Consider the following 4,364-nt stretch of genomic DNA (forward strand, 5'->3'; position numbering starts at 1 on the left):
GTCCTGCACCATGCCTTCGATGGCGGTGACGCGGCGCGGATTGGCGAGCGAGCCCATTTTGGACTCGGGATCGAGGCCATTACCGACCTTGAACGCCTTGGCGCTGTCGACGAACTGATCCACGAATTCGCGGAACACATCGTCCTGCACCAGCATCCGCGTCGGCGAGATGCAGACCTGGCCGGCGTTACGATATTTTGCTGCCGCCAGAATCTTCGCGGCCGAGGTGACGTCGGCATCCGCAAAGACGATCGCCGGCGCATGACCGCCGAGCTCCATGGTGGCGCGCTTCATGTGCAGGCCCGCAAGCGCGTTGAGCTGCTTGCCGACATGGGTCGAGCCGGTGAAGGAGATTTTCCGGATCACCGGATGCGGGATCAGATATTCGGAGATTTCCGACGGTACGCCGTAGACGAGGTTGATGACGCCATCGGGCACGCCCGCGTCGGCAAACGCGCGGATGAGCTGCGCCGGCGAGGCTGGCGTCTCCTCCGGCGCCTTGACGATGATCGAGCAGCCGGCGGCGAGCGCGGCGGACAGCTTTCGCACGACCTGGTTGATCGGGAAATTCCACGGCGTGAACGCGGCGACCGGGCCGACCGGCTCCTTCATCGCGATCTGGTAGATGCCGGGGCCGCGCGCGGGGATCAAGCGGCCATAGGCGCGCTTGGCCTCCTCCGCGAACCACTCGATGACGTCTGCCGCGGCCATTGCCTCCATCCTGGCCTCGCCCAGCGTCTTGCCCTGCTCCATCGTCAGCAGTGGCGCGATCTCGTCATTGCGCTCGCGCATGATCGCGGCGGCCTTGCGCATGATCCGGCAGCGCTCGAAGGGGGCAACGTTGCGCCAGACCTTGAAGCCGGCCGAAGCGGCGGCGAGCGCCTCGTCGAGATCGGACCGGCCGGCATGCGCAACGGTGCCGATCACCTCCTCGGTCGCGGGATTGCGCACCTCGATCACCTTGCCGGAATGGGCCGGTCGCCATTTGCCGGCAATGAAAAGCTGCGTGTTCGAATAGGTCAACGGAGTCTCCTTGTTGTCGCTGATGACTTAGGTCGAGCTATGACAGATCGCGTCCGCGGCGCGCGTCATCTCCGGTCCGAGATAGAGTCGGAAGCGCGGCTCGGCGGCGAGCGTGCGGAAGTCCGCCATCCGCGTTACCCCGCCACCGGCGACGAACAGGAATTGCCCGGCGATCTCGGCGAGGATGTCGAGGTGCCAGCTGGCTGTCGGATGCATGCAGAGAACGACCAGCCTGCCCTCGTCGCGCAGCTTGCGGAAGAAATCGAGCATGAAGCCGATATAGCCGTCCTGCAGGTTGAACTGCGGTTCGTCGAACAGGTGAACCAGCGGCGTCCGGGTCGGCGACGGCGCCAGCAAGGCGGACGGAACGCGCCTGCGGAACCGCCGGACCTGATAGGACTGGTGATAGTGGATCGCGAGCCGGTCGCGCTCGCGATATTTGACGCCGTGGATATCGGTGCCCGCGACCAGCACGCGCCCCGAGGTCGGCGCGTTGGAGCCGGTCATCATCTCGAACAAGGTCGTCTTGCCGGCGCCGTTCGGCCCGACCACGCCGACAATGCCCGGCTCCTCCAACGACAGGTTCGCCTGAAGCGTGAACGTCGGGCGGCGGATGAGGCGGCCCCTTGTGTAGACCTTGCGGACATCATCGAGGACGAGCAGCGGTGCGGTCACTTATTGTACTCCCAGCAAGCGCTGCCGAAGGGCGCGATCGTCACGCAAGGTGGCGGCCTCGCCGGTCCAGACGATCCGGCCGCGATCGATCACCGCGGCATGGTCAGCCACCGACAGCGCGATCTCGGCATTCTGCTCCACGACCAGCGAGGCGATCCCCTCCTCCTTCATGCGCAAGATGGTGGCGAGCACGTCGCCGACGATCTTTGGCGCAAGACCCTGGCTCGGCTCGTCGAACAGCACCAGTCCCGGCGAGCCGACCAGTGCGCGCGCAATGGCGACCATCTGCATCTCGCCGCCCGACAGGTTCTCGCAGTCGCGCTCCATGAGATATTCGAGCGGCGAGAAGATCGCAGCGGCCTCCTTGACGCTCCAGTTGCGAAAGCGCGTGCGCTTCTGCGCGATCGACAGATTGCGCGCGACCGACAAGGTCGGGCACAGCCGCCGGTCGTCGGGCACCCAGCCGATACCGGCGCGCGCGATCTCGTGGGTCGGATCGCGCGTCACGTCGTGCCCGTCGAAGCGAACCGCGCCACGACGCGGACGCGTCAGGCCGAGGATCGAACGGAGCATGGTGGTCTTGCCGGCGCCGTTGGGCCCGAGCAGTGCAAAGACCTTGGCGTGCTCGATGGCGAGCGAGGCGCCGAACAGCGCCTGGGTTTCGCCGTAGAAGGTATCGACCCCATCCACTTCGAGGATCATGCGAACTTCCCGAGGTTGGAGCGCCGCACCCATTCGTTCTGCTGCAGCTCGTGCGGCGTGCCGCGCGCCACCACCTGGCCCCAATGGATGACCGAGATGCGATCGGCGAGCGAGAACAGGAATTCCATGTCGTGCTCGATCGCGACGATGGTGAGCTTGCCCTTCAAACGCGCGACCAGCGTGGCAAGCCGCTGCACGCCGTCAGAGCCGAGGCCGGAGGTCGGCTCGTCCAGACACAGCACGCGCGGGGCCTGCGCGAGCGCGACCGCGATCTCCAGTGCGCGGCGGTCGCCATAGGACAGGTCCTTGGCGCGGACATCGCCCTTGTCGGCAAGCCCGACCGCGGCGAGCGCTTCGGATGCCTGCTCGGCAAACCTGGGGTCGCCGGCTGCGGCACGGGCGATATCGAGGCCACGGGCGCGAAACGCGGGCAAGCCCATCATGACGTTGTCGCGGGCGGAGAATTCGTCGAACAGGGTCATGATCTGAAACGAGCGGGCGATGCCCTTGGCGGCGATACGGTGCGGGCTCAATCCCGTGACATCCTCGCCGCCGAGCAGGACTCTGCCGCGGCTCGGTTTCACCCTGCCGGTGAGGACGTTGAAGAAGGTGGTCTTGCCCGCACCGTTCGGGCCCATCACGCCGTGAAACTCGCCCTCGGCCACCGCGAGATCGACGCTTTCCAGCACGACGCGATCGCCGAAGCGGACGTGGACACCGGCGGCTTCGATCATGCTCATCGTCCGCCCCCGACCAACAGCCGCATTGCCGACGTACCGCGTCGCCTTAGCGCGTTCAATGAATGTTGCTGCATGGCGGCCGAGAGCGCGCCGGCAATGCCTTCAGGGCGGAACAGCACGATCGCAATGAACAGCAGACCGAAATAGAGCATCCAGGCATTGGTCAGCGCGCCGATCACGTCGCGCGCGGTGAGGAAGAGAAACACGCCGATCACCGGCCCCCAGAAGCTGACGAGCCCGCCACCGACCAGCGTCATCATCACGACGTAGCCGGATTGATGCAGGCTCATGACATCGGGGAATGCGGCAAGCTGCGCCATCGCGAACAGTCCGCCGGCAAAGCCGGACACGGCCGCCGACAGCGCGAACACAGACGCCTTGTAGAGCCAGACGTTATAGCCGAGATGGGCGGCGCGAACCTCGCTCTGCCTGATCGCAGCGACGACGCGGCCATAGGGCGAGTGCACCAGCCGCCACAATACGGCGGTACCGACCGCGAAGACCGCGAGCACGAAATAGTAGAATGCGACATTGTCGGTGAGATCGAACGACGCCAGCCCGAAATCGGCCGGAAGCCGCTTGATCTTGAGAAGCCCATCCTCACCGCCGGTGATGCGGTGCGACTTGATCGCCAGCGTCCAGAAGATCTGGCCGAACGCGATCGTCATGAAGGCATAATAGATGCCGCGCCGGTGCGAGATGAACAGCGCCACCAGCACGCCGGCAAGCCCCGCGACCACGGCCGCGGCAGCGAGGCATATCCAGAGATTGGCGACGATGTCGAACTGGCAGAGCCCGAACGCATAGGCGCCGATGCCGAAATAGGCGCCATGTCCGAACGAGGGAAGTCCGGCCGTGCCCAGCACCAAATTGAACGCAAGCGCATAGAGCGACCAGATCAGGATCTCTATGCCGAGATAGGGATAGAGCCCGATCCGCGTGATCCAGAGCGGCACCGTTGCAAGCACGAGCCAGAGCACCAGCATCGTCGGCGTGACGAGGCGCGCGGCGTCAGGTGAAGAATTTGATCCCACAATCATTCCCTAGGCCTCGAGCACGCTCTTCTTGCCCCACAGGCCGCGTGCACGGAACGTCACGACGGCAACGAGCAGGACGTACATTGACAACAGCGACCATTCGGACGCGTAGGCGCCGGCGAGACCGACACATAGTCCGACCAGCAACCCCGCCACGACCGCGCCCCAAAAGCTGCCGACGCCGCCG

At 65.5% G+C, this 4,364-nt stretch carries 5 protein-coding genes and 1 pseudogene; all 6 read right to left on the reverse strand.

What is annotated here, in order from left to right:
- On the reverse strand, positions 1 to 1,023 hold a 1,023-nt coding region (locus tag ACXJL8_RS35115), incomplete at its 3' end, for an aldehyde dehydrogenase family protein (protein WP_456686460.1).
- Between the two features lie 27 nt (positions 1,024 to 1,050).
- On the reverse strand, positions 1,051 to 1,698 hold the full coding sequence (locus ACXJL8_RS35120) for an ATP-binding cassette domain-containing protein (protein ID WP_456618298.1): 648 nt from the start codon (positions 1,696 to 1,698) through the stop codon (positions 1,051 to 1,053).
- Positions 1,699 to 2,400, reverse strand: a complete 702-nt coding sequence (locus ACXJL8_RS35125) for an ABC transporter ATP-binding protein (protein ID WP_248878586.1) — start codon at positions 2,398 to 2,400, stop codon at positions 1,699 to 1,701.
- Positions 2,397 to 3,140, reverse strand: coding sequence for an ABC transporter ATP-binding protein (locus ACXJL8_RS35130; RefSeq protein ID WP_456618299.1), 744 nt, complete (start codon positions 3,138 to 3,140; stop codon positions 2,397 to 2,399). Before ACXJL8_RS35130 ends, ACXJL8_RS35125 begins: the two co-directional genes overlap by 4 nt.
- The gene (locus tag ACXJL8_RS35135) at positions 3,137 to 4,180 is read right to left on the reverse strand and encodes a branched-chain amino acid ABC transporter permease (RefSeq protein WP_456618300.1); all 1,044 of its coding nucleotides are present in this window, start codon (positions 4,178 to 4,180) and stop codon (positions 3,137 to 3,139) included. Before ACXJL8_RS35135 ends, ACXJL8_RS35130 begins: the two co-directional genes overlap by 4 nt.
- A 3-nt stretch (positions 4,181 to 4,183) precedes the next feature.
- Positions 4,184 to 4,364: pseudogene (locus ACXJL8_RS35140) on the reverse strand (branched-chain amino acid ABC transporter permease); the annotation flags it as partial.

This window comes from Bradyrhizobium sp. P5_C11_2 (assembly GCF_054049755.1).

What these genes read in the sequence shown, in the direction of transcription:
- ACXJL8_RS35125 (WP_248878586.1), bottom strand. Translation starts at nt 2,400, where the DNA reads ATGATCCTCGAAGTGGATGGGGTCGATACCTTCTACGGCGAAACCCAG.
- ACXJL8_RS35130 (WP_456618299.1), bottom strand. Translation starts at nt 3,140, where the DNA reads ATGAGCATGATCGAAGCCGCCGGTGTCCACGTCCGCTTCGGCGATCGC.
- ACXJL8_RS35135 (WP_456618300.1), bottom strand. Translation starts at nt 4,180, where the DNA reads ATGATTGTGGGATCAAATTCTTCACCTGACGCCGCGCGCCTCGTCACG.